Annotated in this window: 25 protein-coding genes; 17 read left to right on the top strand and 8 right to left on the bottom strand. The window is 67.8% G+C overall.

The annotated features are described in order from the left end of the window. Positions 1-14 precede the first annotated feature (14 nt). The 4 genes from ACVT6V_RS21610 to ACVT6V_RS21595 all read left to right on the top strand — a co-directional run bounded on the left by ACVT6V_RS21610 (position 15) and on the right by ACVT6V_RS21595 (position 3604). Positions 15-1238 (top strand): ArsA family ATPase, encoded by a 1224-nt coding sequence (locus tag ACVT6V_RS21610; RefSeq protein WP_489896157.1) that lies wholly within the window; start codon positions 15-17, stop codon positions 1236-1238. Between the two features lie 66 nt (positions 1239-1304). After that, a complete protein-coding gene (locus ACVT6V_RS21605) occupies positions 1305-1853 on the top strand; it encodes a hypothetical protein (protein ID WP_489896156.1) in 549 nt (182 codons plus the stop codon). Next, positions 1853-2836, top strand: coding sequence for an ROK family protein (locus tag ACVT6V_RS21600; protein WP_489896155.1), 984 nt, complete (start codon positions 1853-1855; stop codon positions 2834-2836). The genes ACVT6V_RS21605 and ACVT6V_RS21600 overlap by 1 nt, the downstream gene beginning before the upstream one ends. 66 nt (positions 2837-2902) lie before the next feature. Continuing rightward, complete coding sequence (locus tag ACVT6V_RS21595; protein ID WP_489896154.1) at positions 2903-3604, top strand: lysophospholipid acyltransferase family protein; 702 nt, start codon at positions 2903-2905, stop codon at positions 3602-3604. Positions 3605-4045: 441 nt separating this feature from the next. Here ACVT6V_RS21595 and ACVT6V_RS21590 read toward each other — a convergent pair whose 3' ends face one another. Beyond that, positions 4046-5449 (bottom strand): glycosyltransferase 87 family protein, encoded by a 1404-nt coding sequence (locus tag ACVT6V_RS21590; RefSeq protein ID WP_489896153.1) that lies wholly within the window; start codon positions 5447-5449, stop codon positions 4046-4048. A 46-nt stretch (positions 5450-5495) separates the two neighbouring features. On the opposite strand from ACVT6V_RS21590, the gene ACVT6V_RS21585 reads away from it, so the two are divergent. Beyond that, a complete protein-coding gene (locus tag ACVT6V_RS21585; RefSeq protein ID WP_489896152.1) occupies positions 5496-5978 on the top strand; it encodes a polyadenylate-specific 3'-exoribonuclease AS in 483 nt (160 codons plus the stop codon). Between the two features lie 67 nt (positions 5979-6045). Continuing rightward, positions 6046-7440, top strand: a complete 1395-nt coding sequence (locus ACVT6V_RS21580) for a class II 3-deoxy-7-phosphoheptulonate synthase (RefSeq protein WP_489900941.1) — start codon at positions 6046-6048, stop codon at positions 7438-7440. Positions 7441-7496: 56 nt separating this feature from the next. Here ACVT6V_RS21580 and ACVT6V_RS21575 read toward each other — a convergent pair whose 3' ends face one another. Next, a complete protein-coding gene (locus ACVT6V_RS21575; protein ID WP_489896151.1) occupies positions 7497-8696 on the bottom strand; it encodes a protein kinase domain-containing protein in 1200 nt (399 codons plus the stop codon). 123 nt (positions 8697-8819) lie between these two features. Here ACVT6V_RS21575 and ACVT6V_RS21570 point away from each other — a divergent pair, with 123 nt between their 5' ends. Then, positions 8820-9185, top strand: a complete 366-nt coding sequence (locus ACVT6V_RS21570; RefSeq protein ID WP_489896150.1) for an Rv2175c family DNA-binding protein — start codon at positions 8820-8822, stop codon at positions 9183-9185. Positions 9186-9214: 29 nt separating this feature from the next. On the opposite strand, the gene ACVT6V_RS21565 is transcribed toward ACVT6V_RS21570, so the two are convergent. The 3 genes from ACVT6V_RS21565 to ACVT6V_RS21555 are packed head-to-tail and all read right to left on the bottom strand — an operon-like array spanning position 9215 to position 12982. Beyond that, positions 9215-10195 carry a phytoene/squalene synthase family protein gene (locus ACVT6V_RS21565; protein ID WP_489896149.1) on the bottom strand — a complete coding sequence of 327 codons (981 nt, stop codon included), beginning with the start codon at positions 10193-10195 and terminating at the stop codon, positions 9215-9217. Further along, positions 10188-11705 (bottom strand): alpha-(1->6)-mannopyranosyltransferase A, encoded by a 1518-nt coding sequence (locus tag ACVT6V_RS21560; protein WP_489900939.1) that lies wholly within the window; start codon positions 11703-11705, stop codon positions 10188-10190. The genes ACVT6V_RS21565 and ACVT6V_RS21560 overlap by 8 nt, the downstream gene beginning before the upstream one ends. A gap of 44 nt (positions 11706-11749) precedes the next feature. Then, complete coding sequence (locus ACVT6V_RS21555) at positions 11750-12982, bottom strand: polyprenyl synthetase family protein (RefSeq protein WP_489896148.1); 1233 nt, start codon at positions 12980-12982, stop codon at positions 11750-11752. A 102-nt stretch (positions 12983-13084) separates the two neighbouring features. Between ACVT6V_RS21555 and metF the strand changes: the two genes are divergently transcribed. After that, positions 13085-14044 carry a methylenetetrahydrofolate reductase [NAD(P)H] gene (gene metF, locus ACVT6V_RS21550; protein WP_489896147.1) on the top strand — a complete coding sequence of 320 codons (960 nt, stop codon included), beginning with the start codon at positions 13085-13087 and terminating at the stop codon, positions 14042-14044. A gap of 67 nt (positions 14045-14111) precedes the next feature. Here metF and ACVT6V_RS21545 read toward each other — a convergent pair whose 3' ends face one another. The 3 genes from ACVT6V_RS21545 to ACVT6V_RS21535 are packed head-to-tail and all read right to left on the bottom strand — an operon-like array spanning position 14112 to position 17324. Continuing rightward, positions 14112-14969 carry an LppM family (lipo)protein gene (locus tag ACVT6V_RS21545; protein WP_489896146.1) on the bottom strand — a complete coding sequence of 286 codons (858 nt, stop codon included), beginning with the start codon at positions 14967-14969 and terminating at the stop codon, positions 14112-14114. Positions 14970-15027: 58 nt separating this feature from the next. Further along, the gene (locus tag ACVT6V_RS21540) at positions 15028-16674 is read right to left on the bottom strand and encodes a phytoene desaturase family protein (protein ID WP_489896145.1); all 1647 of its coding nucleotides are present in this window, start codon (positions 16672-16674) and stop codon (positions 15028-15030) included. Further along, positions 16671-17324 carry a GNAT family N-acetyltransferase gene (locus ACVT6V_RS21535; RefSeq protein WP_489896144.1) on the bottom strand — a complete coding sequence of 218 codons (654 nt, stop codon included), beginning with the start codon at positions 17322-17324 and terminating at the stop codon, positions 16671-16673. Before ACVT6V_RS21535 ends, ACVT6V_RS21540 begins: the two co-directional genes overlap by 4 nt. Before the next feature lie 257 nt (positions 17325-17581). Here ACVT6V_RS21535 and ACVT6V_RS21530 point away from each other — a divergent pair, with 257 nt between their 5' ends. From ACVT6V_RS21530 to mraY, 9 genes are all read left to right on the top strand, one after another. Then, positions 17582-18055 (top strand): SAV_6107 family HEPN domain-containing protein, encoded by a 474-nt coding sequence (locus ACVT6V_RS21530; protein ID WP_489896143.1) that lies wholly within the window; start codon positions 17582-17584, stop codon positions 18053-18055. A 169-nt stretch (positions 18056-18224) separates the two neighbouring features. Continuing rightward, complete coding sequence (locus tag ACVT6V_RS21525; protein ID WP_489896142.1) at positions 18225-18626, top strand: SCO2097 family morphological protein; 402 nt, start codon at positions 18225-18227, stop codon at positions 18624-18626. A gap of 425 nt (positions 18627-19051) precedes the next feature. Then, the gene (mraZ, locus tag ACVT6V_RS21520) at positions 19052-19492 is read left to right on the top strand and encodes a division/cell wall cluster transcriptional repressor MraZ (protein WP_489896141.1); all 441 of its coding nucleotides are present in this window, start codon (positions 19052-19054) and stop codon (positions 19490-19492) included. Positions 19493-19691: 199 nt separating this feature from the next. Beyond that, positions 19692-20705: a 16S rRNA (cytosine(1402)-N(4))-methyltransferase RsmH gene (gene rsmH, locus ACVT6V_RS21515; RefSeq protein WP_489896140.1), complete on the top strand. Its 1014-nt coding sequence runs from the start codon at positions 19692-19694 to the stop codon at positions 20703-20705. Beyond that, entirely contained in the window at positions 20705-21580 is an 876-nt protein-coding gene (ftsL, locus tag ACVT6V_RS21510; protein WP_489896139.1) for a cell division protein FtsL, read from the top strand. The genes rsmH and ftsL overlap by 1 nt, the downstream gene beginning before the upstream one ends. A gap of 21 nt (positions 21581-21601) precedes the next feature. Further along, entirely contained in the window at positions 21602-23518 is a 1917-nt protein-coding gene (locus ACVT6V_RS21505) for a peptidoglycan D,D-transpeptidase FtsI family protein (protein WP_489896138.1), read from the top strand. Positions 23519-23673: 155 nt separating this feature from the next. Beyond that, positions 23674-25320: a UDP-N-acetylmuramoyl-L-alanyl-D-glutamate--2,6-diaminopimelate ligase gene (locus ACVT6V_RS21500; protein WP_489896137.1), complete on the top strand. Its 1647-nt coding sequence runs from the start codon at positions 23674-23676 to the stop codon at positions 25318-25320. Continuing rightward, entirely contained in the window at positions 25317-25778 is a 462-nt protein-coding gene (locus ACVT6V_RS21495) for a UDP-N-acetylmuramoyl-tripeptide--D-alanyl-D-alanine ligase (RefSeq protein WP_489896136.1), read from the top strand. Before ACVT6V_RS21500 ends, ACVT6V_RS21495 begins: the two co-directional genes overlap by 4 nt. 82 nt (positions 25779-25860) lie before the next feature. Continuing rightward, positions 25861-26955: a phospho-N-acetylmuramoyl-pentapeptide-transferase gene (gene mraY / locus ACVT6V_RS21490; protein ID WP_489896135.1), complete on the top strand. Its 1095-nt coding sequence runs from the start codon at positions 25861-25863 to the stop codon at positions 26953-26955. The last annotated feature ends 7 nt before the right edge of the window (positions 26956-26962 follow it).

Here is a 26962-nt window from a genome sequence, read left to right as displayed (position 1 = left end):
TCACGCCCATCCATGTGGTGATCGGGCCGGGTGGTGCCGGGGTCTCGGTGACCGCGGCTTCTGGCGCGCTGGGGCGGTCCGGGGCCGGTCCGCGTGGCCGGGAGCGCGGCGCTGCGTCACTGGTACCCGAGCACGACACGTTGCTCGTCACCGTGGACCGGATCTCGCCGACGGCGCGGATGCTCGGAGTCTTTCGGAACTCAGACGAACCGGTCGCAGTCTCGGCGCATCTGCATCTGTTGTCGCTGGACAGTCTGGTGCTGCTCGAGCACACCTGGACGGATTTCACGACCGTGTTGTCGGAGACACTTGCCCGATCGAGGGTGTCGTTGCCGGGTGTGGGCATGTTGTCCGAGATCGCCGCCGAAGAGCTCGCGGCGTTACCCGGCATCGAGGATTTCCTCGTGTTACGCCGCATCCGGGACGAGGCGATCAGCGGTCAGTGGCGGCGCATCGTCGTCGATGCCTCCGGATTCGGCGACCCGTTCGAGTTCCTGCGCGCCTCGTCGGTGCTGAGTCAGGCTCTGAATCGGCTGTGGCCCAGGCATCGTCGGCTCGCGGCGGCGGCGGAACGGCCGGTGATGGCACAGTTGACATCGGCCGTGGACGCCATCGATCGAGATTGTCTCGACATCACCGAATTGGTGACCGACGCGCACAGCGTCGCCGTTCATGTCGTGGTCGGTGCCGACGATCGCGGTGAGCGACTGTTGCCTCATTTTCTTGCCACGTCCGACGTGATGGGCCTGGCATTGCGATCGGTCATGGTCAACGGCGGCGTCGGGGGTGAGGATGCCAGTGGTTGTGAAGAGCGCATCACCCGCATACGGTCGGTGGTGCAGGCCGACGGGGGACACGTCACGTGCACGGCCGTGCATCGTGTCGAGCAGCAGATCGATCGAGCAGCGCGGCTCAGGAAGCTGGGGGTCACCCTGCCGCTCCCCGACGGGCGGCGATGCGGTTCCGGTGCGGCGCAGGTGACGGACTCTGGTCCGGGAGACGGCGCGGGTTCGGATCGGGTGTTCGAACTCACCTGGCGGCAGCGACTTCCCGAACCCGAGGGGTTGCAGTTGGGGCGGTCGGGCGACGATCTGCTGGTGACGGTGGGCGGATTCCGACATCCGGTACGCCTGCCATCGGTGCTGCGTCGCTGCGTTGTCGTGGACGCGGCGTGGGACGGGACCGACATCAGGATCCGGTTCGCCCCCGACCCGGCACTGTGGCCCCAGGGCCGCTGACGCCCGACACGCTGCGCCCGCGGCGTCACGTACACTACTGCCCAGCCGGACAGGAGAGCTGCCCAGATGACCTCGGACGACACGACCGGGCGTGGCGACGACAACGTCGCAGGACACGCCCATCGAGCCGGAGGCGACCGTTCCCATCGAGCCGGAGGCGACCGTTCCCATCGAGCCGGAGGCGACCGTTCCCATCGAGCCGGAGGCGACCGTTCCCATCGAGCCGGAGGCGACCGTTCCGGGCGCTCGGGAGCCGCGGCGGGGGACCCGGTTCGTGACTTCCTGCTGGGCCTGGCGACACAGATCGATCAGCTCGCCACGGTCTTCGGGGGTTCGGGGTCGCGGAGCGCGGCCAGTGCGGGCGTGCCGACCGAGGCTGCGACGATCATCGATCTCTCCGGCGAGATCACCGGGTTGCTCAGCGAGTTGGGCGACCTGCTCGCACGTCTCATCGCGGCCCTGATCGCGGTTCTCGAGGCGATGGCGAACGCATTGCGGTCCACGCCGCCCACGGCGCCGGGCGGTGCCCCGCACTATCAGCCGATCTCGGTGCGGTTTGACGTGACCAATCCGTCCGCGAATGTTCGCCGACCGGACCTCGAAGGTGAGAACTGATGGGGGACTTGACCATCGGCATCGATATCGGCGGAACAAGCGTGCGCGCCTCCGTCGTCGACGACCACGGTGCGATGCTCGACACCCTGCGCGCGGCGACACCGCCGACGGCAACCGCGCTCGAGCACTGTCTGGACCGGCTGGTGGGGGAACTGACCTCACGGTGGGCGGCCAAGGGTGTGGGCTTGGCCATCGCCGGCTTCCTCACCCCGGACCGGCGGGTCATCCGCTTCGCTCCGCACCTGCCGTGGCGCGAGGCGGCGGTCGCGGAGGACATGACGGCCCGCATCGGTATCCCGGTGTTCGCCGAGCACGATGCGAACGCCGCGGCCGTGGCCGAGTGGCGTTTCGGTGCGGCGGCACGCGGCAAGAACTCGCTGGTGCTGGCGATCGGCACGGGAATCGGTGCCGGCCTGCTGCTCGACGGCGAGATCTATCGGGGCAGCTTCGGAGTGGCCCCCGAACTCGGGCACCTGACGGTGGTCCCGAACGGCCGGGTGTGTTCCTGCGGGAAGCTCGGTTGCTGGGAAAGATATTGCAGTGGAACGGCATTGGTCGACACCGTGCTGGAGCTGCTGGCCGATGGCGACTGGGGTCGCAGCCAGCTGGCGGCCGACGTGGCGGCCGATCCCGGTGCGCTCACCGGACGTCGGGTGGCAGGTGCGGCCGCCGACGGAGACGCGGTCGCGCTGGCGGCATTCGCACAATTCGCCGCATCCCTCGGTCAGGGGCTGGCCATGATCGCCGACATCTTCGACCCCGACCTCATCGTCCTGGCCGGCGGTGTCGGCGCGGCATCGGGCCTCTTCCTCGATGAGGCGCGGGAACATTACGCGCGGTTGGTGACCGGTGCCGGGCACCGTCAGCTCGCGCGGATCCGAGGCACCCAACTCGGCGAGAGTGCAGGTGTGATCGGCGCGGCAGAAGTTGCGCGCCAAGGAATCAGGGCTGCCGCAGGGGAGACGGTGCGCAGCCGAACCTGAGGATGTGTATCGTTTCTGCGGGTAAGGTCTGAGGCGGCGGCGAGCGACGAGGTTCGGAGTCTTTCGATGTGGTACTACACGTTCAAATATGTGCTGCTCGGGCCAATTCTGCGAGTCCTCGGCCGGCCGCGGATCGAGGGTCTGGAGAACATCCCCGCGCGGGGTGCGGCCATTCTCGCCAGCAACCATCTCGCTGTCATGGACAGTTTTTACCTGCCGTTGATGGTGAATCGGCGGATCTACTTTCTCGCCAAGAGTGAATACTTCACCGGCACCGGTCTCAAGGGTGCCTTTCAGCGCTGGTTCTTCTCTGCGGTCGGTCAGATCCCGATCGACCGTTCGGGTGCCGAGGCCGCCGCGGGCGCGCTGACCGCCGCGCGACGCCAGCTCGAGGCCGGCGAGATGATGGGGATGTATCCGGAGGGCACCCGGTCGCCCGACGGGCGGTTGTACAAGGGCAAGACCGGGCTGGCCCGGATCGCGCTCGACACCGGCGTCCCGGTGATCCCGGTGGCCATGATCAACACCGAGAAACTGAATCCCCCGGGATCGATCATCCCGCGTCCCGCACGAATCGTCGTGAAGATCGGCAAGCCGCTGAACTTCGCCCGCTACGAGGGGATGCAGGGCAACCGATTCATCGAGCGCGCTGTCACCGACGAGATCATGTACGAGCTGATGCAGCTGTCCGGTCAGCAATACGTCGACATCTACGCCGCGTCGCTCAAGGAGAAGAAGGCGAAGCCGGTCGCCTCCGCGGCCGCCTGAGCTACCCGAGCATTGTGGGGCCTGGCGAGCAACGGGCGGGTGTCGTTGTCGCGGTCCCTGAGGGGCCTCGCGAGGTACGGGTGCGGTGTCGACCCCCGGTCCCTGAGGGGCCTGGCGAGGTTCGGGTGCGGTGTCGACCCCCGGTCCCTGAGGGGCCTGGCGAGGTTCGGGTGCGGTGTCGATCCCCGGTCCCTGAGGGGCCTGGCGAGGTTCGGGTGCGGTGTCGATCCCCGGTCCCTGAGGGGCCTGGCGAGGTTCGGGTGCGGTGTCGATCCCCGGTCCCTGAGGGGCCTGGCGAGGTTCGGGTGCGGTGTCGATCCCCGGTCCCTGAGGGGCCTGGCGAGGTTCGGGTGCGGTGTCGACCCCCGGTCCCTGAGGAGCCTCGCGAGGAACGAGCGAAGCGTCACGAAGGGCGGCCACACTCGCACATGTGCCGGTGCCTCAGCTCGGCACCGCAGGGGCCGCCGCGCGCTTCCGATCAACCGGCGCGGATACCCGTCTTGTGTCGGCGACGTCGCGTTCGGTGAGATGCGGGGGCAGCAGCCAGACGACGAGCAGGACAGCCAGGCCCCACAAGGTGTAGGAGTTGCCGATCAGGTGGTCGATGATCGACCACTGTCGCACCACCGGCGACAGGAACTGGAACGGGCCGAGTGAGAAGATCACGACACCGAGGACCGTGACCATCCCGTACGCGACCTGCGTGCGGCGGTCGGTGCTGCGCGCGGCGACCACGGCGGAGACGATGATCGTGGGAACGGCCCAGACCCAATGGTGCGCCCACGATGTCGGGGACACGAGCAGCCCCCAGATCGCGGTGACACAGGTGGCCAGCACCGCCGCGACACCGGCGCTCGGGTCGGCGCCGAGGCGGCCCGTCGATGGGTCCGTGCCGATGTCGCGGAGTCGTGCGAAGGCGGTGACGGGTTTGCAGGAGCGTGCGGCGACGAGTGCGAGCACGGTCACCACCAGCGAACTGGTCACCCACAGGAGCAGTTCGGTCGACTCCGCCCGCGGCACGAGCCGGATCCACATCGCGTTGAGATTCTGGTTGATCCGGCCCGCCGGATCGCCGATCCGGGTCGTGTGGAACAGGGTGTGCGTCCAGTAGTCGACGGAGTCAGAGGGCAGCCAGATCCAGGCCAGCGCGGCGGCGCCGACGAATGCACCGACCGCGGCGGTCGCAGCGCGCCACTGACGAGCTGCGCAGAAGACGCTGACGAAAACCAGCGGAGTGAGTTTGACCGCGGCGGCGATGCCCGTGAGCACTCCGCGCAGCGGCCCGGCGGGTCGGGCGCGGCCTCGGCCGACGATGAAGATGTCGACGACGATCAGCGCCATCAGGATGACGTTGATCTGTCCGAATCCCAAGGTCATCCAGAGCGGGTTGAACCAGAGCGCAGGAGTGGCGATCACCAGGGCCGCCCACCACCGATTCGTGCGGGTACCGACCGACAGCACAGTGAGGACGATGTGGTTGACCACGACGACCAGCCCGACCGTCAGCAGCGACATCAGCAGACCGGCGAGGCCGAGCCCGAGCGCCCCCAACGGGACGAATCCGATCGCCGCGAACGGGGGATAGGTGAAGGGGAGCCAGATGCCGTCGCTGGTGAACGGCATCGAGCCATCCGCGTAGAGACTCTGGCCGTGCTGCCAGATCTGTGCGCCGAGGCGGTAGACGTCGAGGTCGATGCGGGTGCGGGTGCCGAAACTCGACGTGAACGGGACGCCCACGATCTGAAGGGTGGCCGACACCCCGAACGCCGCGGCGATGAGCGCGCGGGCCCGTGTCGACGGCGCCCATCGGCGCAGCCGGGTGTCGGCCTCGGACAGTGCAGTCATGGTCTCGGCAATTCTCCGCTCACATGATGTGTGAATACTGAAGGGTATGCGGTTCTTCTACGACTCGGAGTTTATCGAGGACGGCACCACCATCGAACTCATATCTATCGGTGTCGTCGCCGAGGACGGACGGGAATACTATGCCGTCTCCACCGAGTTCGACCCCGCGCGGGCCGGTGACTGGGTGAGGACCAACGTGTTGCCCAAACTACCGTCACCCGCGGCGAAGGTCTGGCGCAGCCGTTCACAGATTCGCGACGAGCTCCTCGAGTTCCTCACCGAGACCGGTGACGACGTCGAGCTGTGGGCGTGGGTCGGGGCGTACGACCACGTCGTGCTGTGTCAACTGTGGGGCCCGATGACGGCTCTACCTCGGGCGATACCGCGGTTCACCCGCGAACTGCGTCAGCACTGGGAGGCGGCGGGAAGTCCGGCGCTGCCACCGTCACCCCGTGATGCCCACGACGCCCTCACCGACGCGCGTCACAACTGGCGAAAGTGGCAGGCGATCGAGTCGTCTCGTCACTGATCGGCGGCCACGAGGCCGACGACCCTCGCTGTGGGCGTCGCCTGGACTCCACTACCCTGTATCCGTGGTGACCAACTGGACCGTAGACGTTCCGATCGAGGACCTCCCGGAGCTCCCGCCGCTGCCCGGCGACCTGCAGAGCCGCTTCGACGATGCCCTCGCCCGTCCGGCGCTGCAGCAGCCGAGTTGGCCGGCCGACGAGGCCCGCAAGATGCGGACCGTGCTCGAGAGCGTCCCGCCGATCTGCATGCCGGTCGAGGTCCGGTCCCTGGCCGACCAGCTCGCCGAGGTCGCCCAGGGGCGTGCGTTCCTGCTGCAGGGTGGCGACTGCGCGGAGACCTTCGTCGACAACACCGAGCCGCACATCAAGGGCAACATCCGGACCTTGTTGCAGATGGCCGTCGTCCTGACCTACGGCGCCAGCATGCCGGTCGTCAAGGTGGCCCGCATCGCCGGCCAGTATGCGAAGCCCCGGTCCTCGGACACCGACGCTCTCGGACTGCCGTCTTACCGCGGCGACATGGTCAACGGTTTTCCCGCCGACGAGGTCACCCGTGTCCACGACCCCTCGCGACTGGTGCGCGCGTATGCGAATGCCGCTGCCGCGATGAATCTGGTTCGGGCGCTGACCGGTTCGGAGGCGGACCTGCGTCGCGTCCATCTCTGGAACCGGCAGTTCGTGCGTACGTCCCCCGCGGGTGCGCGCTACGAGGCGCTCGCGTCCGAGATCGACCGCGGCCTGCGCTTCATGGATGCGTGCGGGGTGACCGACTCGAACCTGGATTCGGCGTCCATTTTTGCCTCGCACGAGGCGCTGGTCATCGACTACGAACGGGCCATGCTGCGTCTGGCCGACGACCCGGACAACGCCGACGAGAAGGTCCTCTACGATCTGTCGGCGCATTTCCTGTGGATCGGTGAGCGGACCCGGCAACTCGACGGGGCGCACATCGCGCTGGCCGAGCTGATCAGCAACCCGATCGGTGTCAAGATCGGGCCGACGACCACACCCGAGCAGGCTGTCGAATACGTCGAGCGACTCGATCCCCACAACCGTCCCGGGCGGCTCACCCTCGTCGCCCGGATGGGCAACAACAAGGTGCGCGACGTGTTGCCTGCGATCGTGTCCGCGGTCGAGGCGACCGGGCACAAGGTGATCTGGCAGTGCGATCCCATGCACGGCAACACGCACGAGGCGTCCACCGGCTACAAGACCCGCCACTTCGACCGCATCGTCGACGAGGTGCAGGGGTTCTTCGAGGTGCACCGCGCGTTGGGTTCTCATCCCGGCGGCGTGCACATCGAGCTGACCGGTGAGGACGTGACCGAGTGTCTCGGTGGCGCCCAGGACATCTCCGACCTCGACCTGGCCGGACGCTACGAGACGGCGTGCGATCCGCGACTGAACACCCAACAGTCGCTCGAACTGGCCTTCTTGGTCGCCGAGATGCTCCGCGGCTGAGTCTCTCGTCCACAGATCCGACCTCAAGAACTTCGGATACTGTCGCGCTGTTCTGATCAGGCCAGGTAGGTCTGTCCGATCCACCAGCCGACAGCACCGACGGCCACGGCGACGACCAGCACGATCGAGATCCAGATGAACGCCCGCAGCGTGCCGCGGTCATCCTGTTCGGGCGGAAGGTCGCCGGCCATGCGTCGGGCCTCGGGTTTCGGTGGCCGAGAGGCGCGCGCACCGGGCGCCGCGATCGGAGCTCCCGGCGACGCGGTCTGCGGGGGCGGTCCGGGTTGGGACTGCACCTTCGTGTGGTGTGCGGGTGCCGGTGCGGGCGCGTGGTTCTGTGGCGCACCGCGCAGCCGCGCCATCGTCTCCCGCTCGGCCGACCGCCGCGGTGCGGGCACGGTGAACGGGGGCAGATCGAGTTCGTCGGCGACAGCAAGCAGTGCCTGCTGCATGTCGAAGCCGTCGGCGAATCGGTCTGCGGGGTCACGCTCGGTGGCGCGCAACACGATCTCGTCGAACTCCTCCGGTACGCCATCGACCACATCGCCGGGAGCGGGCACGTCGTAACTCAACCGCTGATATGCCATGGCCAGCGGTGTGTCTCCCCGGAAAGGTGTTCGGCCGGTGAGCAACTCGAACATCAGCACCCCTGTCGAGTAGACGTCGCTGCGCGCGTCGGCCTCGCCTGACTCGACCTGTTCGGGGGACAAGTAGGCGGCCGTTCCGAGGATGACGCTCGCCGACGTCACGCCGGCTTCGGCCACGGCGCGGACCAGACCGAAATCGGCGACCTTGACCTCGCCGGCGTCGGAGATGAGCACGTTCTCCGGCTTGACATCTCGGTGGACGAGCCCGGCCGCGTGCGCGGTGCCCAACCCGCCGAGGACGGGCTCGGTGACGGCGGTGACGGCGTGCGGCGGCATGGGGCCCCGTTCGCGCAACAGTTCTCGGAGACTGCCGCCCTCCACGAGTTCCATGACCAGGAAAGCGATGCCGTCGTCGATGCCCTGGTCGTAGACCGCGACGAGCCCCGGATGTTTGAGCCCCGCGACGGCCCGTGCCTCGAACTCGAATCGTCGCAGGAACATCGGGTCACCGCTGTAGCGCTCGTCCATAACCTTGATCGCCACCGACCGGCCCAATCTCAGGTCGACACCGAGATACACCGCCGACATCCCGCCGCGCGCAATCGGCGCGTCGATCCGGTAGCGGCCCTCGAGGGTCGCGCCCAGCAGGGAGTCGGTGGGAGGCTTCACGTCATCCGAATCTACCGGGAATCCTCATGTCCCCGGGGGACCGACTCGGGTCGTACCACGACCCGGTGACCTCGGTCGCCGCCATCGTCGCCGCGGCGGGCGACGAGCCGGTACGCTCGCCGTGTGGGTTCACTACCGCTGTCCGAAGACAGTCTCCCGCCCGAGATCGCCACGCTCACGGTCGACCAGGTGGCCCAGCGGCTACGTGTCTCGTCCAATCGCGTACGAACGCTCATCCGCGATCACCAACTCCTGGCCGTCTCGCGGGGCGGGCAGCCTGCCGTCCCTGAGGTCTTCTTCGACGATTTCGGGATCGTCAAACACTTCACCGGTCTCGTGGAGGTGCTGTTCGACGGTGGCTACACACGCGACGAGGTGATGACGTGGTTGTTCACACCGCAGGACGACCTCGACATGCATCCGGCCGAGGCGTTGCACACGCATTCCGCGCGTGAGGTCATCCGTCGCGCCCAGGCCCAGGCCTTCTGAGACGCTCCGGATCGAGAGTTCCGGCCGTCTCAGATCGATCCGTCGGCCGCGTCGTACCCGACGACTGCCTGTGCGACCCGCATCGCCCGGCGCCGCCGGGAGACGACCGCGCGATGATCCATCACCTGATAGCCGCCACGTTCCACCTCGCCGAGGATGTCGCGGTACGCCGCCGCAGCGGCGAGTACGCAGTGGCGGGAACGGTTGGGCAGCAGCGTGATCGCCGGCCAGGCCTGACGGTACTGGGAGCGGTTGACTGCGATCATGTGCGCGAGAGCGCGGGCGAGTTGCCTGCTCGTCGTCCCACGGCTGCGGCACCAGCGCAGGTGAGCCTCGTCGACACCGAACATCGCGAGTTCGTCGGTGGGCAGATAGATCCGGCCACGGTCGAGGTCCTCCGCGACGTCGCGAAGGAAATTCGTCAGCTGGAATGCCTCGCCGAGTTTCGCCGCACCCGACCTCATCTCGGGTGTCGCGTCGGCCACGCCGAGGAGAGGGACCATCTGGAGGCCGATCACCGCCGCCGAGCCGTACGTGTAGTCGGCGAGTTCATCCCAGGTCCGGTAACGATCGCGGAACTCGGCGGTGCCCGGGGCATCCATCCGCATCGAGCGCAGGAACGCCTCGAAGGTGTCGGCCGGGATCCGGAAACGGTCGACCGTGTCGCGCAGCGCGGCGAGGACGACGTCGAGGTCCGTCTCGGCCGGAACCGTCGGGCGCGGCGGTACCCCGGGACGTGGGCGCAGCGTGGCATCCAGTGCGGTCTCGATGTGATCCAGGCGAGCCGCGGATGGCCCGGCGGTGTCTGTCGTAGCTCGATCCACTACATCGTCGACGATCCGGGCGAACGCATAGAGCGCGAACACGCCGCGACGTTGCGGGCCGGGCAACAGACATGCCGCGGCGTAGTAGGTGCGACCGTGTTCGGCGGTCAGAGTGCGGGCCCGTCGGTAGCCGAGCCGGATACGGGTGGCGTCCGCATCCGGCGTCCGAACCGCGCTCTCACCCACCGGGCGCCGTCGCCGGCCGGTCCACGCCGCCACTCTCGTCGTCGGCCGGGCGGTCACGGAACCAGTCGATGACGCGGCCGAGACGGAGCGGGTCGCGGACGAGTAGGGAGACCGACGCGAGCGCGGACAGCGCGGTCGCAAGGGTCACCTCCGGGAGCTTGTAGAACACGATCGAGTCGTCGGGTTGGAAGACGATCAGCATGAAGGTCGACACGAAGACCACCGTCGCGCGCGCCCACTGCGGCAACGTGAACGCCACCGCCAGGCACAGCACCCAGGTGTAATACCAGGGGAGGGTGGAGGGTTCGAGCAACAGGACGGCGAGCATCGCCCACACCATGCCCGCCATCGCGCTGCGTTCGTCGCGGCGATGCGTCCACCACAGACCGACCAGGAGGATGGCGAGCACGGCCGCACCGATGGCACGCGTGACCACCAGCACCGGCTGTAGATTCAGCGCTGTGAAGGGCGCGGCGACCAGCGTCACCAGATGCCCGGCCAGCGTGGGCAGGGTGAACCAGTTGATGATCTGATCGGCCCCGCCGAGACCGGTGAGCCATCCGAATCCGAGTCCGACGACGACGGTCCAGACGGCGAACACCGCCACCGTGATCGCGACCACCGCGGCGAAGACCCCGATGACGTCGCCGGTGCGAACAGGTCGTCGGGCGCGGATGTGTGACAACCAGATCCACGCGACGAACGGGATGGCGACACCGGCGGTGACCTTGATCGAGACGGCCAGCCCCAAGACCGCGAGGCCGCTGACATGTCGTCCGGTGACCGCCAGGGTGACCCCGGAGACGAGGACCCCCATCATCAGCAGCTCGACGTGACTTCCGGACACCAGGTGGATCAGGATCATCGGGTTGGCGACCGCGAGCCAGAGCCCGGCCTGCGGCGAGGCGGAGAAGTGTTCGGCCAGGCGCGGAATCGCCCAGAGCGCCAACAACAGACCGGGCAGCAGGACCAGGCGCATCGCGTACACGCCGAGGATCGCGTGGTCGGCGGTGATCTCGGTGACGACACGGGTCACGCCGACGAAGAACGGGCCGTATGGGGCCGTCGTCGTTGCCCACACCTGGGCCATGCTGTCCAACAGTGGACCAGCATGATGGGCCGGCCCGTCCGCGTACGGATCGAATCCCTCACGAAACACGGCGCCCTGCCCGAGATAGGCATACACATCACGGCTGTAGAGCGGCACGGTGAGCGCCAGCGGGGCTGCCCAGGCCAGGACTCCGACCCGGAGCGTGCTCACCGACGGGACCGCCGATGAGGAGACGACTGCGCGCCCCACGCGGACCCACGCGATCACCATCGTCGCCACACCGAGCCAGAATATGGTGCCGAACAACGTCTTACCGTGACCGTAGGTGATCATCGACAGTCCGAGGTCCTGGGCGACGGTGTTGTTGCGCGCGACGTCGCCGACGCCGAAGCCGCCGACACAGACCGCGACGGCGCCGAGGAAGCCCAGCACCAGATCGCCGAAGCCGGCGGCTCGCACGATATCGGCGGGCCGGGTTCGTGGTCTGTCGTCGCGCGTGGCAGTCACGTCGTGCGGTGGGCGATGCGGTGGGCGAACGTGATCAGTTCGGCACGGACGGACTCGGAGATGTCGGTGGTCGCGAGCGTGTCCAGGGCAGAGGCGAGTAGGGCGGAGATCTGACGCTCGATTTCCTCGACCGCGCCCACGTCGGTGAGGATCGCTCGGGCCGTGCGTATTTCGTCCTCCGACAGTGGTCGCCCGACGGCGCCGCGCAGCCGGTCGGCGAGATGCGTGTCCTTCGCTCCGGCGCGGGCCAGCCCCACCGCGAGCAGTGCGGTGCGCTTCCCGGCCACCAGATCGTCGCCCGAGGGTTTGCCGGTCTGTCCCGGATCACCGAACACGCCGAGCAAATCGTCGCGAAGCTGGAAGGCGATGCCGAGGTCGTGCCCCACGCTGCGCAGGTCGTCGACGAGGACCGGGCCTGCCGCCGCGAGAGTGGCGCCCAGCTCCAGAGGCCGGGCCACGGTGTAGGCGGCGGTCTTGAACTGCATCACGCGATAGGCGGCGTCGACCGATTCGTCGCCGCCGACCTCGTTCACGATGTCGAGATACTGGCCACCCAGCACCTCGGTACGCATCGACGACCACACGCGGCCGACCCGTGCCGGAATCGGACGCGGCGTGGCGCCCGAGAGTCGGTGGACCGCCGTCTCCGCGGGCGGGTCGGGATCGGGGATGACGGCGCCACGGGGTTCGTCGGGCACGTGTCCGTGGATCAGGTCGTCGGCCCAGGCCAGCGCGAGGTCACCCATCAGGATCGCCGCGGCCACCCCGTGGTGGGCGGCGTCGCCGGCCCATCGGGAGTCCTGGTGTCGGCGTTCGAACTCACGGTGGACGGTCGCACGTCCCCGGCGGGTGTCGGAACGGTCGATGATGTCGTCGTGGATGAGCGCGCACGCCTGCACCAGTTCCAACGAGGCGGCGACCCGCACAGCGTCGGCCCCATCGGGTTCGTCGCCGTCGGAAAGGACTCGGCCGTTGGCGTCGGAGCCGGGATCGGCCCCGATGCGGGTCGACGAGGATCGGCCCGCGAGCCAGCCCGCGTAGGCGAAGGTGGGACGGACCCGCTTGCCTCCCTTGAGGACGAAGTCCCGGACCACTTCCGCGGCGGCACCGACCTGGGGGTCGATCCGCGCGGTCACCGGCACCGCGTGGTCGAAGAATTCCGCGAGCACCGCCTCGACCGCCGAGGGCACGTCGACGAGGGAGTCGGGGATCGGGAGCGCGGAGGTCACCCTGCCAGGCTAGTGCCCCGCCACGATCCACCCGTTGTCGCCCGGAGGGCGCCGGTTGACCGGTGCCCGGAGGAGCCGACAACCGGTCCGTACAATGTCCAGGTGACCTCATCTGCCAACCCGGCCCCCTCGATCGTCGATCGGCTGTCTGCGCCCCATCGCGGTCCGGTCCCGTTCTCGGTGGAGTTCTTCCCGCCCAAGGATGCGGAGGCCGAGGCTCGACTCTGGCGAGCGGTACGCACATTCGAGCGGCTCGGTCCCGCGTTCGTCTCGATGACCTATGGTGCCGGCGGATCCACGCGCGATCGCACCGTCCGGATCACCGGCGAACTGGCCGCGCAGACCACGCTGTTGCCGGTGGCGCATCTCACCGCCGTCAACCACAGCCTCGACGAGTTGCGCGCGCTGGTGGGTGCCTACGCCGACCAGGGCATCACCAACATCTTGGCGCTGCGCGGCGACCCACCCGGAAACCCGCTCGGCGAGTGGGTGAAGCATCCGGACGGCGTCGAATATGCCGAGGAATTGGTCCGGCTGATCGACGATCTCGGCGATTTCCACGTCGGTGTCGCATCGTTCCCCGAGGGCCACCACCGCGCGCCGGATCTCGACCACGACACGCGTGCCCTGGTGCGCAAGCTCCGTGCCGGCGCGGAGTACTCGATCACTCAGATGTTCTTCGACGTCGAGCATTTCCTGCGGCTGCGGGATCGACTCAACCGCGCCGATCCCGAACAGGGTGCCAAGCCGCTCATCCCCGGGATCATGCCGATCACCTCACTGGCGACGGTGCGGCGCATGGCGGAGCTGTCGGGTTCGGTGATCCCGGCCGACGTGCAGGCCCGCTTCGTCGCGGCCGCCGGCGACGGCCCCGAGGAGGACCGGGAGGCGGTGCGGTCGGTCGGCATCGATTTCGCGGCCGAGATGGCGCAACGCCTCATCGCCGAGGGGGTTCCGTGCCTGCACTTCTGCAGCCTGAACTTCGCGAAGGCGACCAGCGAGGTCCTCGAGCGAATCGGCTTCGACACATCGTCGGTGATCCCGGCGGCCACCGCGCACTGACCGCGGCCGATCGCCACGCGCCGCGCAGGGTCTACCGACCATCGCCCGACGATCTCCTGGGTGACCCTCAGCGATCCGCGCTCGACCGACTCGACGCTCCGACCTCGGTGGACTCCGTCTCGCCGGTCCGCCGCACCGGGGCCGCCGCGGGCTTCTTCGTCTTGCCCGAGCGCCGCGGACGTCCCGGCCGCGGACTGCGGTCCCGCTTGGCAAAAGCCAGACGGGCCACGATCAGCACGGTGACCAGACAGATCAGGGCCAGGAACCACGACCAGCTCTTCACCGCCGCGGTGGCGGGGTCGGGGTAGGTGGCGTCGGCACTGAAATCTGACGGTTTGCCCGATTCCGGCGCCCAGTGCACCGTCCGCTCACCGACCTGCTCGCCGTTGGTGGCCGTGATCGGCCCGCCGAACGTGATGGTCACGTCGACGAGGTCACGGGGCGCCGCCAAGTTGGTGAGATCGGCGTTCCCGCGGAACCGAACGACGTCCTCATTGCGCTTGGCGGACAGATCCATGCTCATCACCGAGTCACCCCACGCGGCGGCCACGATGTCACCCAGCTGGCCGAACTGTCCGCTGGTGAGGTCGGTGAAGACCACTCTCGTCCCGACACGCGGCACCGCTGCCCCGGTACCGGGTGCAGCGCCCGGCGCCGACGATTCGCCGCCAGGGGCGGCTGATTCGGATTCCGGGACGGTGCTGTAGTCGATCAGGCTGATCCGTGATCGCATCGACTCGGGGACATCGAGCTTGGGTGGACCCTGCGGATTGTCCGGCGAGGTCGCCACGATGATGGTTCCGGAGTACCGGTCGCCGACGGTGGTAGAGCGTTCGAGGCACCCGGTGAGAAGTGGTGCGGACACCATCAGGCACAGCAGCAGCAAGACCGCGGACGAACGTGTTGACGAGCGCACGGTGATCATCGTGCCAGACGTGGTGCGCCAGTCGCGGCCGACGCACCACGACCGCGCAGATGCGGGATCATCGGCGACGCAGCGCCAGGTGCGCCGAGATGCGGCCGCTCGCGCCGGTCACCCCTCCACCCGGATGCGTCGACGCCCCGGCCAGCAGGATGCCGTCGGCTCCCGGGATCCGGTGCCCGGACAGGTCCGGATGCGGTCGCCAGAAGAACATCTGATCAATGCTCATCTCGACATGCATGATGTTGCCGCCCAGCAGGCCGAGTTCGTTCTCGAGGTCTGCCGGGGTCTGCACGTGCGTGTGCTCGATATGATCGGTGAATCCCGGTGCATACCGATCGAGCTCCGCTGTGATCGCCGACGCGGCGGCAGAGCCCGCCGCCGACCAGCTCGTGCCGTCCGCGAGACGATACGGATGCCACTGGGCCCACACATTGACCAGATGCTTACCCGCAGGCGCGAGCGTCGGATCGATCGCCGAATAGCCCATCGCCACGCATGCGGGCCGGTCCGGCAGCGTTCCGACACTCGCCGCGGCATGTGCCCGGCGCAGCTGTGCGCGATCGGTGACCAGTAGCCCGAGGGCCGACTGCACGCCGTGGGGCGGGAGATCCGACGGGAGATCCCGATAGTCGGGGAGCGCGTCGGTGCCGAGCCGGACGGCCATGCCGATCCCGTCGCCGACGACGATCTGACGTCGCCAGCGATCGATGACCGTACGGTCGTGACCTCCCGCGGCGAGCAGATCGAGGGTGGTCAGCACATGGCACGCCGCGATCACCGTCGTCGTGCAGTGTCCTGGCTCGCCGGAGGTCTCGACGCGCCAGTGGTCACCGCACGGTGTGATGGCGGTGGCCGCCCGACCGAGCCGCACGTCTGCGCCGTCGATGGCCAGGCGACTCAGCAGGGCCTCGGCGAGCGCGCCGCTGCCGCCGATCGCACGGCCGGGTGGGATGTCGTGCTGAAGGGCGGCGAATCCGACCATCGGGGCGGTTCCCGGTGCGCTCATCGGCGGGCCGGACTGGGCTCCGAACCAGGCGAGCGCGGCCTTGAGGGGTTCAGCTGTGAACCAGCGGTCGAGCAGACTGTCCCCGGACGACATCAGTTCCTGGGTGAGCGAGAGCATTGCGCCGGTGCGTCGTCCGATCGGCCCGCTGCGCGCAGTTGTCGCGGTGTTCGTCAGCCCGGTGAACGCGGCGGCGAATCGTCCGGGGCCCGCCGGCGAGTAGAAGGAACGCATCACAGCCTTGGCCCGCGGACGCCACACGTGCACGAACTGGCGATAAGCATCGGCGTCGACGGAGCCGACGGCCCGTTCGATCGAGGCGCAGGTGGCGTCCAGGTCGGTGCGGAAGATGATCGGCGCCGTTGACTCGGTCGCCGGACTGAATGCCCACGGATCGCAGTCGACGTAGCGCAGCCCGTGATCTGCCAGTGAGAGTTCGTCGAGGATCGGCGAGTGACGGATCATCAGGTGCGCCGACGACCCGCGGTCGACGCGATAGCCCGGGAAACGCTCGACGGTCGATACGGCACCGCCGGCGACATCGTCGCGCTCGACGACCCGGACAGACCGTCCGGCCCGGGCGAGGTATGCGGCGGCGACGAGTCCGTTGTGGCCCGCTCCGACGACAACGGCGTCGACGAGGTGGTGGCCGCGACCGTCGGTGGAGGTGGGGCGGCCCGGAACGCGCCGGCGGATCGTCATGTCGTGACCGAGTCGTCGGCGACCATCGGCAGAGGGCGGCCGAGGAAGGCGAAGGGACGCGGATCACCGGCGAAGGTGAAGTTGCGCAGCACGTCGGTGAAGCCCAGTCGTCGGTACAGCGCCCAGGCGCGGTTCTCCTCGGCCGGGATCTCCGGCGTGGACAGCAAGACCTTGCCCTCCGGCCGTCCGGCGAGCAGTCGTCCGAGTAGCCATTGCCCGACGCCCCGGCCCTGGGCGGTGGGATGGACATGGAGTTCGGTGAGTTCGAAATAGTCCCGGGTGATCTCCTCGACGGCCGCGGGAGCGACTCCGGACTGACGCAACCCGACGCGGAGTTGCTGATTCCACCACTGGTCGGGTGCTCCCCGGTAGCCGTACGCGATTCCGACGAGCAGTTCGTTGTCGGCCACCGCAACCGGCCGGGTCAGGTGGCGGCCGGCGACCTGAGGGCTGCGGATCTCGGCGGGGGAGACGGTCGCCACCGCCCCGACCGCACGCCAGCCGGGCCGTGTGATGTGCTCGCGCCACAGCGCCGCACGGTGGATCTCGGTGCCGCGCGGGTAGTTCATCGCGGTCACGTAGATGTCGAGCGCGGGCTGGAGCCACACGTGAGCATCCTGTCCGGTCAGGTCAACGAGGCGGATCGTCAACGAACGTCTGTCCTCTCGTCGAACTCTGGGCATCCGTGCCGACGGTCGCCTTGAAGGTCTGCCGTCCGCTAGCTATATTGAATATGTCGAACGGGTGTTCGATGAATCAGCCTCCGCAAGCTGTTCTGTCAATCACCCCGCCGACACGATGCGCCGGCCCGACAGCATGACGAGGGAAGCGTCAGCTGTCGGGCCGGCGTTGTACAACAGGGACCGTGAACAGCAGAAGGCGGTCGTCGAGCCACGGGGAGGTGGCCATGCACAGCTCGATCCCGGCCCGCGGGTCGGCGACGGACATCGATCCGATCATCGTGCGTCGAAGTCGTGACCTGCTCGATCGTGCCCTGATCCTGTTCGACAACGCCGACGAGGTCACCGATGCAGCCGAGCGTTTCCGTCAGTTCTACCTGACCGCCCTCCGTGCTGCCGGTGCGGTGCTGGAGATCTATGAGCCCTCCACCCGTCCGGTCCGACGCTCCCGCTCGCGAAGTGCCTGGAACCGTCTACCGATGGTCGTACCGGCCCTGGCCGGGCACGCCGAGTTCTTCGCCGCCCGCTCACGGGTTCGGCTCGACATCGAGTCGGGACTGGTCCGTGAGGTGGACGAGCGCGCAGTGGCCGCCATGCGCCGGCGAGTCATCGACCTTCTCGACGATGTCGAGGCGATCCTGATCGCATACGAGCAGGGCAAGTTGGCCCATCAGACCGCCCGGTCCGACCGCACCGCGTGAGTGAGGAATTCGACGCAACTGCGGGTAAAGGAGGGTAATGGTGGTCGCCAGGTGATTCTGCTCGTATCATGATGTTTGAAGGCCGTACAAGCGGCTGAACGGCACCGACGGTGTACACGGATCGTGGGGTCTGGGGTCGGGTCGGTGGAGTTGGGAGTAAGGAGGGTCGGTGCCTCTTTCGGAGCACGAGCAGCGGATGCTCGAACAGATCGAAAGCGCTCTGTATGCCGAAGACCCGAAGTTCGCGTCGAGCGTCAAGCGTCGCCGCCTCGGGAGGTCCAGTGGTCGGCGTCGTTTGCAGGCGGTGGCCATCTTCGTCGTGGGTCTGGTTCTCCTCGTCGGTGGGCTCGTCATCGGTGTTCGTGTCGGCGGATTCCCGATCATCAGCCTCATCGGCTTCCTGATCATGTTCGGGGCGGGCCTGCTGGCGCTGTGGGGTGGTAGTGGTCGCGGCTCAGGGTCGGACGGCCCCGGACGTGGCAGCGCCAAGGAACCCCGTGCCGGGGGATCAAAGCGCAAGTTCTCCGAGCGCATGGAAGAGCGCTTCAACCGGCGTTTCGAACAGGAGTAACCACTCCCGCACGTTCGTCGGCACATGACCGGCGCATGACCATCGCGTCAGGCCGCACACCGTCACGGTGTGCGGCTTTTTTGTTGTCATAAGCAAGTTCCGGCCCGCAATGGCCTCCCCACCTCACCTACCTGTGTTCGCCACTCGACCCACCTGGGTTCCCCACTTTGCCCCACCGTGGAGAGTCTGACTCCTCATCAGGCACTTTGGCGGTCTCCAGCATCACCAGTATCGGCTCCATCGGCTCGCCGGACGCGGCACGCGACACGCTCACCCAGCGCATCTGACTCTCTGAACTGGTCTTTTGCACAGGCGTGGGTGAACTGTGGTGTGTTGGGGGTGGAAAGTGGTGGAAAGTGGGGTACTGTGGCAGCACTGGGTGAGACGGACCGGACGTCGAACCTGGTGGGGCAGGAGGTGACGACATGTCCGCGCGATTTGTCGGCACCTACACGCCCCGGTTGGACGACAAGGGGCGACTCACGTTGCCCGCCAAGTTTCGCGAGGCACTGGCAGGAGGGGTGATGGTCACACGAGGCCAAGACCGCAGCCTGTCGGTGTATCGGGCCGAAGAGTTCGACGTGATCGCGGAGCGGACCATGGCGGCATCGCGAAACAACGCAGAGGCGAGGGCTTTTCAGCGGTACTTCTTCGCGAGTACCGATGAGCAGCGCCCCGACGGACAGGGTCGGATCACCCTGTCGGCCGAACACCGGTCCTACGCCGGCTTGTCGAAAGAGTGTGTGGTGATCGGCGGGTTCGACCACCTCGAGATCTGGGACGCGCAGGCCTGGCGTGACTACCAGAGCGCGCATGAGGAGGACTTCTCCGCTGCGGGTTCTGCCGCATTGGACTCCGTGCTCTGAGCGCAGGGCCGATCGGGCAGGCAGACAGATGAATAGCGGATCGGGTGGGTCGAGGCCTCGGCCCGGTGCGACCCTGGCGTACTTCCCCAACGCCAGGTGCGCAGTCGGGCCGAGACCCCGCCTCATCGGACACCCAGGCGCCGTCGGCGCCGTATTCAACAGCGATCGAGTCGAGCCGCACAGTCCGAGGAGCAGGTCGGTGAACGCACGCCAGGAGGAACCGGAAGGCCGGTCAGGGCCACCGGAACGCTCCGGTGAGTTCGGACATCTCCCGGTCATGGCCGATCGGATGATCGAACTCATCACCCCGGCTCTCGCCCACGCCGATGCCGAACCGATCTTCGTCGACGCGACGCTGGGCGCCGGCGGTCACACCGAATTGATACTGCGCGCCGACCCCCGTGTCCACGTCATCGGCATCGACCGGGATTCCACCGCGCTCGATATCGCACGTGAGCGACTCTCTGCGCATCGGGATCGGATCACGTTTCGGCAGGCGCGATTCGACGAGATCGGGGACGTCCTGTCCGACTTGCGCATCGCGCGGATCGACGCCGCGCTGTTCGACCTGGGCGTATCCTCCATGCAACTCGACCGGCCGGATCGGGGTTTTGCCTACGCTGTGGACGCCCCGCTGGACATGCGGATGGATTCGTCCGAATCCCTCACTGCGGCAGAGATTCTCAATACCTATTCACATGGCGAGCTGGCCCGCATCCTCTCGGAATACGGCGAGGAACGCTTTGCCGGAAAGATTGCATCGGCGGTCCTCCGGGAGCGTGAGCGAGAACCCTTCACCACCAGTGCCCGTCTCGTCGAATTGCTCTACCGCACGATTCCTGCGGCCACCCGTCGCACCGGCGGGCATCCGGCCAAACGTACGTTCCAGGCACTGCGGATCGAGGTCAACCACGAGCTCGACGCGTTACGTCGAGCGCTGCCGGCAGCCTTGTCGGCGCTGCGGGTGGGCGGTCGGCTGGCCGTCATGAGTTATCAATCGCTCGAAGATCGAATTGTCAAGCGGGAGTTTGCATCCCGAACGACATCGACGTCCCCGAAGGGGTTGCCGGTGGAATTGCCCGGCTCGGCGCCGCATTTCCGGCTGATCACCCGAGGTGCGGAACGTGCCGACGACGTCGAACGTGACCGGAACCCGCGATCGGCCCCTGTCCGGGTCCGTGTGATCGAACGTGTGGAAGAAGGGGACCGCTGATGACCGTGATGGCTGACATCGACATCGATGAGGACGAGGTCGCCGGTGACGCCCCGAAACGGACACGGCGACGGGACGGGAGTGACAACGCGCGTGCCACGAGATCTCGTGCCGCGCAACGTGCGATCGATCGACGCGCCAAGCGACTCGAGCGCGAGGCCCGGGTGTCGCCGAAGACGGTCCGCTCGCCCCGGTCACACCCGGCGTCGGCACGTGGCTCGGTGTCCCTGCGGGATCGGATCACCGGCGTTCCCTTCGTCGTGCCGGTCATCGCCCTGCTGGTGATCGGACTGGGGGTGAGTTTGTGGTTGTCCACCAAGGCTGCCGCGGATTCCTATCGGCTCGGTATCGAGCGGCAGCAGAACCAGACACTGCTCGATCGACGTGACTCGCTCAAACGGACCTACGAATCCGGGAATTCGGCGCCTGAATTGTCGGACAAGGCATCCCGCCTGGGAATGATCCCTGCCCAGAATCCGGCCCGGATGATCGTGACGGGGACCGGGAAGCCTCGCGTGGTGGGCGATCCGGAGCCGGCGCAGGGGAAGGCGTTGCGATCGATCAATCCGCCGACCTCGCCGGATCCGGTGGCCACGATCGACCCCAAGAAGGTGGACGACTCCGAAGGATTGCCCGGCGACGCCGTTGATTCCGGCGACGAATCGGATTCGGCGGGCACCGATTCGGCCGACACCGGTTCGGGCGACAACTCCGATTCGGCCAACCCGGGCGCGACCACCCCCGCCTCGACCGCGACGCCGGCGCCCGCACCGGGCAGTTCTGGTGCGCCGGTACCGAGTGTGGTCGCACCCGCTCCGAATGTGTTGCCCCCGACCGGCAACGCGCCGAGCCCAAATTCGGCGGAATCGCGTTAGTCGAGTGGACAATTGACATCCATGACACGTGCCGTCTTCCAGCGCCTCGACATGGGCTCGTCCGGAAGCGGACGCGGGGGGTCCGGCCGCCCGGGGGGGCGTGGGAGACCTGCCTCGTCCGGAGGTGGTCCCCGCAGGCCCGACTCATTTCTCGGGCGTAGCCGGATCGCCGGGGCGATCGTGATCCTCGCTGTGGTCGCGGTCGCCATCCGCATGGTGGTGGTGCACACCATCGAGTCGTCGTCGTTGTCCGCCGAAGCCGCTCAGCAGCGCGAGTACACCCAGGTGCTGACCGCCAAGCGAGGTGCGATCCTCGATCGCAACGGACGGCCGCTGGCCTACACCGATGAGGCACGGGCGCTGACCTTCCTCCCCAAGGCAGTGCGTAAGTCGATCGAGGAGGCACACAAGAAGGACGACGCCCTCCCCGACGTCGATGAGCGCCTCGGCGAGATCGCGAAGGGGGTGTCATCGGCGCTGGGCGGCTCGATCAGCGAACAGGACCTGCTGACCGAGCTCAAGAGTGACGACACGTTCGTCTACCTGGCCCGGTCGGTGAGCCCTGAGGTGGCGGGCAAGATCACCTCGGAGTTCCCCGAGGTGGGTGCGGACCCGCAGAGCATCCGGTTGTATCCCGGCGGGTCCCTCGGCGCGAACATCGTGGGCGACGTCAACTACGACGGCAACGGCCTGATCGGACTCGAGGCATCGCTCGACTCGACGCTCGCCGGTACCGACGGATCGAAGACCTACGACCGCGGTTCGGACGGCGCCATCATCCCCGGCAGCACGCGCAACGTGCATCCGGCTCTCAACGGTGGCACCGTCCGGCTGACCATCGACTCCGATGTCCAATGGTTCGTCCAGAGCCAGGTGTCGGCGGCCAAGGCCGCTTCAGGCGCCAAGAGTGCCTCCGCGGTCGTCCTCGATGCGCACACCGGGGAGGTGGTCGCGATGGCCAACGACAACACCTTCAACGCCGCGCAACCGCTGGCCGACCAGAAGAACGCCGATCTCGGCAACCCGGCTGTGACCTCACCGTTCGAACCCGGCTCGGTGAACAAGATCATCACCGCCTCGGCCGCGATCGAGTACGGGGTCACCACACCGAACGAGGTCCATCGCGTCCCGGGCAGCATCCACATGGCCGGGGTCACGGTCAACGATGCCTGGTCGCACGGGGTCGAGCCGTACACCACCACCGGGATCTTCGGGAAGTCCTCGAACGTCGGAACCCTGATGTTGGCGCGGAAGGTCGGTGAGAAGCGATTCGCCGACATGGTCAATAGATTCGGTCTCGGGCAGCGCACCGGGGTGGGGCTGCCCGCAGAGAGTGCAGGCGAGGTCCCTGCGCTGAGCCAGTGGTCCGGCGGCTCCTTCGCGAACCTGCCCATCGGGCAAGGTCTCTCGATGACCCTTCTGCAGATGACCGGCATGTACCAGACGATCGCCAACAACGGTGTGCGGGTTCCGCCGCGAATCCTGTTGTCCGAGCAACGTGACGGTCAGTCACTCGACGAGATGGCACGCCCGGCGGGTATCCGGGTGGTGAGTCCGCAGACGGCGACGACCGTCCGGAACATGTTTCGGGCCGTGCTGCAGAAGGATCCGATGGGTGTGCAGTCGGGGACGGGCTACACCGGCGATGTCGCCGGATATCAGCTGTCGGGCAAGACGGGAACGGCGCAGCAGGTGGATCCCGGCTGCGGTTGCTATTCCAATTCGCGCTACAACATCACCTTCGCGGGGATCGCACCGGCGGACAACCCGCGCTATGTGATCGGCATCATGCTGAACAATCCCAAGCGTAGTTCGGACGGCAGCGGGGGTCAGTCGGCGGCGCCGATGTTCGGCACCATCGCGTCGTGGCTGCTCCAACGGGACCGGGTGCCGCTCTCGGCCCATCCGACACCGCCGTTGACACTGGTCGGTCGCTGACCAGAGGTGCAGACCGCAGGCGTGTGACGACGGTGTTCGGCGTCGGGGCTCGCCGGTACACAGACGACGGGCCACTGACGGTATCGTGAGTGCGTTCTGGCGTGCCCGGCCCGGGCCGCCGCCCGAGATGACCAGCTAGGAGGCGGGCCCAGCATATGGCGTCGACTCGCCGTAAGCGCACGAAAGACGCTGCGGGGATGCTTCGGCCGACCACCGTGTCCCCGACCCCGGTGTCGGTGTTGTCCGCGGCCACCGGAGCGCGCGTGGATCTCATCGGAGCCGTGGCAGCGGAGACGGAGGTCACCGGAGTGACCCTGCGCGGCCAGGACGTGGTGTCCGGGGATCTGTTCGCGGCATTGCCCGGCGACCGCACGCACGGTGCCCGCTATGCCGATCAGGCCCTGTCCGCGGGTGCCACCGCGATCCTCACCGATCCGGCGGGACGCGCTGAGCTGTCCCGGGTGCTCGGGCCGGATGCGACGTGCGCCGTCCTGATCCATCCCAATCCGCGCTCGGTCCTCGGACCGATGAGCGCCCGTATCTACGGCTATCCATCCCAGCGGCTGAAGCTGATCGGCATCACCGGGACGTCGGGGAAGACCTCGACCGCCTACATGGTCGAGGCCGCGCTGATGGCCGCCGGTCATTCGGTGGGGTTGATGGGGACGGTGCAGACGCGGATCGACGGCGTCGCACTACCGAGCGCCCTGACGACGCCGGAGGCGCCGACGCTCCAGGCGATGCTGGCGACGATGCTCGAACGCGGCGTGGACTCGGTCGTCATGGAGGTGTCGAGTCATGCGCTGGCACTCGGTCGGGTCGACGGTGCGCATTTCGCGATCGGCGCCTTCACCAATCTGTCGCAGGACCACCTGGACTTCCACCCGACCATGCGGGCCTACTTCGATGCGAAGGCGCGACTGTTCGCCCCGTCCTCGCCGACCCGGGCCGTGCGCTCGGTGATCTGCGTGGACGACGAATGGGGTCGGCGCATGGTCGACGTCGCCCGTGGCGATCGGTCGGCCGGCGATCGGCAGTCCGAACCGGTCACCGTATCGACGGGGCCGGTACCCGCCCAATGGCAGGCCGGACCTTCGGTGGTCGACGGCGACGGCGTGCAGCATGCGACGGTGACCGTGGCGGGCGGTACCCGCCACGAATTGACCGTGCCGTTGCCCGGCCGCTACAACGTCGCGAATGCCCTCACGGCGATCGCGATCGCGGTCGGCGCGGGGGTACCGGTCGCGACGGCGATCGAGGCCGTGGCGGGGGTGTCGGTGCCCGGCCGGCTCGAGCGGGTCGACCGCGGACAGGACTTCCTCGTCGTGGTCGACTACGCGCACAAACCGGCTGCCTTGGATGCGGTGATCGCCACGCTGCGAGACCAATCGCACGGGCGTATCGCGGTGGTGGTCGGCGCCGGAGGCGACCGGGACACCGGTAAACGGCCGCTGATGGGACAAATCGCTGCTCGTGGTGCAGACCTCGTCATCGTCACCGACGACAACCCCCGCACCGAGGACCCGGTGACGATCCGTGCGCAGGTGCTCGCCGGTGCGCAGCCCACAGGTGACGGAGTGGACACCCGTGCCGAGGTCCGGGAGATCGGGGACCGGGCCGCGGCGATCCGGGCCGCGATCGACTGGGCCACGCCGGGCGACACCGTGCTGATCGCCGGGAAGGGCCACGAGACCGGTCAGGAGATCAACGGCGTCAAGCATCCGTTCGACGATCGTGTCGTGGCCGCAGACGCACTCGCGGACATCGGTCACGCACCCTCGGACCGGGCGGGAGGCGCATGACCGGCATGGCGGAGGTCCTCGTGGTACCGGCCCCGGTCGACGTCGGCGCCGCACGGAAGATGTTGCGAGACCTGGCCGAAGCCGGGTCGGCGGCGCGCGCCGGGAACCCGGGGGGCCGGACATGGGCGATCCTGGGGGAGGTGTCGGTGGCCGAGGGGATGTCGGAGAACGAGTGCGTCGTCGAGCATGACCTGCTCGGGCGCCAGGCGGTCCGACTCGCCGTGGACAAGACCCTGTGTGTGGGTGCATCGCGGGCGGTCCGTGCACTGCACCAGGGTGCGGTGATGGAAGGCTCCTGGGGCGACGAGGTCCGGTTGGTCGCAACAGCAGGCGAGGCACGCGAGGTGTTGAGCTCCGCCGACGACTGGCGCCCACGACAGGGCGACGTGGTACTTGTCGCAGCCGGCGATCCCGACATCGTCGCGCTGGCAGATATGTGGCGAGGAGGCCCAGCGTGAGTCCGTGGGCCCGAAGCGCACACACACAGCGGGACAGACGAAAGAGAGCAACAAGGGTGACAGGGCAGACGGGGACGACGCGGTGACACAGATCCTGATCGCGGGTGGCATCGCGCTGGCGGTGTCGATCCTGCTCACCCCGTTCCTGATCCGATTGTTCACGCGCCAGGGGTTCGGGCAGGAGATCAGGGTCGAGGGGCCGCAGAGTCATCAGACCAAACGGGGGACGCCGTCGATGGGCGGCGTCGCGATCCTGGTCGCATTGTGGGCGGGCTACTTCGGTGCCCACATCGTCGGCGCGTTCACCGGCGGTACCGGCCCCACCGCGTCCGGTCTACTGGTCCTCGGGCTGGCGACGGCACTCGGCGGTGTCGGCTTCCTCGACGACATCATCAAGATCCGCAAACACCGTAATCTCGGACTCAACAAGACCGCGAAGTCGATCGGGCAGTTCGTCGCCGCCATCCTCTTCGGAATCCTGGTGCTGCAGTTCCGCAACGACGCCGGGTACACCCCTGGCAGCGCACATCTGTCCTATGTGCGGGACATCGACGCGATATCGATGTGGTCGGCGGTCTTCGTGATCTTCTGCTGGTTGGTCGTGGCAGCGTGGTCCAACGCGGTCAACTTCACCGACGGTCTCGACGGACTCGCCGCGGGTTCCATGGCCATGGTGTTGGGGTCCTATGTGCTGGTGACGTTCTGGCAGTACCGGAACGCCTGCACCGGCGGGCCCAAGGCGACCCAGGAGATCACGCCCGGCTGCTATGTCGTCCGGGATCCACTCGACCTGGCGCTGATCGCGGTCGCGGGCGGCGGTGCGTGCCTGGGCTTCCTGTGGTGGAATGCCGCGCCCGCGAAGATCTTCATGGGCGACACCGGGTCGCTTGCCCTCGGCGGCATGTTGGCCGGGTTGTCGATCACCACCCGGACCGAGCTGATCGCCGTGGTCATCGGCGCGCTGTTCGTGGCCGAGATCATCTCCGTGGTCATCCAGATCGCCTTCTTCCGTACGACCGGGCGACGGGTGTTCCGTATGGCGCCGTTCCATCATCATTTCGAGCTCGGCGGGTGGGCCGAAACCACCGTGATCATCAGGTTCTGGTTGCTCACGGCGATCGCCTGTGCGCTCGGCCTCTCCTTGTTCTACAGCGAGTTCCTGGCCGTCAGTGGCTGAGCGAGGG

Source organism: Gordonia sp. LMA167 (assembly GCF_058130025.1).
Note: the sequence above shows the minus strand (reverse complement) of the source record. Positions and strands in the feature narration are given on the sequence as shown.